Source organism: Actinoplanes sp. NPDC024001 (assembly GCF_040638955.1).
In the GTDB taxonomy this organism is placed as follows: Bacteria; Actinomycetota; Actinomycetes; order Mycobacteriales; family Micromonosporaceae; genus Actinoplanes.
In genome coordinates this window covers 1-1,843 of sequence record NZ_JBEZZB010000361.1, presented here as the reverse complement: position 1 = coordinate 1,843, position 1,843 = coordinate 1, and the positions used below count along the sequence as shown (strand labels likewise).

General features: G+C 72.8%; 3 protein-coding genes. 2 read left to right on the top strand and 1 reads right to left on the bottom strand.

The features are described 5' to 3' along the window. A partial coding sequence (locus AB0F81_RS51165) for a DUF4142 domain-containing protein (protein ID WP_360211730.1) occupies positions 1-655 on the bottom strand: 655 nt, incomplete at its 3' end. 218 nt (positions 656-873) lie between these two features. On the opposite strand from AB0F81_RS51165, the gene AB0F81_RS51160 reads away from it, so the two are divergent. Both AB0F81_RS51160 and AB0F81_RS51155 read left to right on the top strand, forming a co-directional pair. Further along, the gene (locus AB0F81_RS51160; protein ID WP_360211727.1) at positions 874-1,488 is read left to right on the top strand and encodes a VTT domain-containing protein; all 615 of its coding nucleotides are present in this window, start codon (positions 874-876) and stop codon (positions 1,486-1,488) included. A gap of 112 nt (positions 1,489-1,600) precedes the next feature. Next, on the top strand, positions 1,601-1,843 hold a 243-nt coding region (locus AB0F81_RS51155; RefSeq protein WP_360211724.1), incomplete at its 3' end, for a hypothetical protein.

The following is a 1,843-nucleotide window of genomic DNA, read 5'->3' as shown; positions in this document are numbered from 1 at the left end:
GGACCTGCGCGGTCGCCGGCGGGGGGCTGGTGGCCGCCGCCGGCGGCGGGGCGGTGGGCAGCGCGGCGAAGTCGACGATGCCGCTGCTCTCCAGCAGCGTCAGGTGCGTCATGACGAACTGGTTCGCCTGCTGCGCCAGCTTGCGTACGGTGTCGTTGCGGGTGCTCGTGCGGATCGTCGCGATCGCCGGGAAGATCTTGCCGTGCGCGGCGCGGAGCCGGTCGATGTAGACCTTGTCGAACTCGGCGCCCTCGGCCGCCTTCATCTCGGCGAGCCAGCCCTTCTGGTCGCTGTTCGGCTCGTCCGGCAGCTCGACGTCCAGCTTCTTCGCGGCGTTACGGGTGAGCTCGTCCAGTGCGACGTGCTGATCGGCGATGTTGCGGCCGATCCGCTTGACCCGCGCGCTGCCGGACTTCTTCTGCGCCATCTCGCCCGCCGGGATCTCCCACAGCCCGGCGAGCCGCACCTTGATCACGAAGTCGCGGTCGGCCTCGGAGATCTCGCCCCGGCCCCGGTCGGTGAGCAGGTTCTCCGGCGGCACCGGCACGTCCGGCGCCGCCCGGGCCCGCTCGGGCACGAGCAAGCTCACCGCGACGGAGACGAGCGCCGTGACCCACAGACGCCGCCACGCGGACGTCGAACCGACAGCGACCACGCGAACCTCCTGGTTAGGGCATGCGGGGACCGCGCTTCGCATCGAGCGCCGTCAACCGCGGGTGCACCAGGGAGTACGGACGACTGACCGGATCGGATCAGACCCGACGGGCTGAATGTGCTGCGCCTCGTGTCACCGCGGGGCTGTACCTAGCACCACCCCGAAGAGGCCATCCCGTGCCAATGTGCCAGCGACCAAGATCCGGTTGGCTGGACCGTGTGCAAGAGACAGCCGCAATCCTGGATGCCGCGGCCGCCGCCGGGTGGCTGCTGCCCGCCGTGTTCGCGGTGGTGGCGCTGGACGCAGTCGTGCCGGTGCTGCCCAGCGGAACGGTGGTGACGGCGGCCGGGGTCCTGTCCGCCTCCGGCCGCGTCCACGTCGCCGCGGTCGTGCTGGCGGCCGCGGCTGCTGCGTACCTCGGCGACAACCTGGTCTACACGCTCGGCCGGCGCGGGCGGCTGCTGGTGTCCGGCGGCGGGCCGCGCCGGCAGCGGACCTACGCCTGGGTCAGTCAGGGGCTGCGGACCCGGCCCGCCTCAGTGATCGTTCCGTCCCGGTTCGTTCCGGGCGTACGCACGGCCGTGATGGTGTACGCCGGCGCGGCCGGATGCCCGCCGCGGCTGTTCCGGCGGTTGAGCGCCGCCGGGGCGCTGGTCTGGGCGACGGCGTGCGCGCTCAGCGGATACCTCGGCGGCCTCACGTTCGGCCAGCACCCCCTGCCGGCGATGGCGATGGCGCTCGCGGTCGGCGCCGGCGTCGCCGTGGTGGCCGAGGCGAGCGGCAAACGACTGCGCCACCGGTCCCTCCCCGAGATCAGACAGGACGTCCGATGACCGCACCGAAGACCGGCCTGCGGCGAGGCGGGACAGCTGCCGGAGGTCCTCGCCGCCCGCCCCCCGGCGACCGTCCACTACGCCCGCCGGCCGCGTTCTCTACGGTAAGAAGATGACCTTGTCCATCGGCGGCCTGTTCCCGGTCTGGTCGGCGCGGACCTGGCTGGCCACCACACACCTCACGGTGGGGATCGTGCTCGGGCCGGCCGGCGCCGCTCTGCTGCTGGCCGTGCCGTGCACCGGCGGCCTGCTGCTGCTGACGTCCATCGACAACGGCACCACGCGGGCGGCGCGGCGACGGCGCCACGACGCCAGCTCGTTGACGATCATGCGTTTGACGTACGCCTCCGGCACG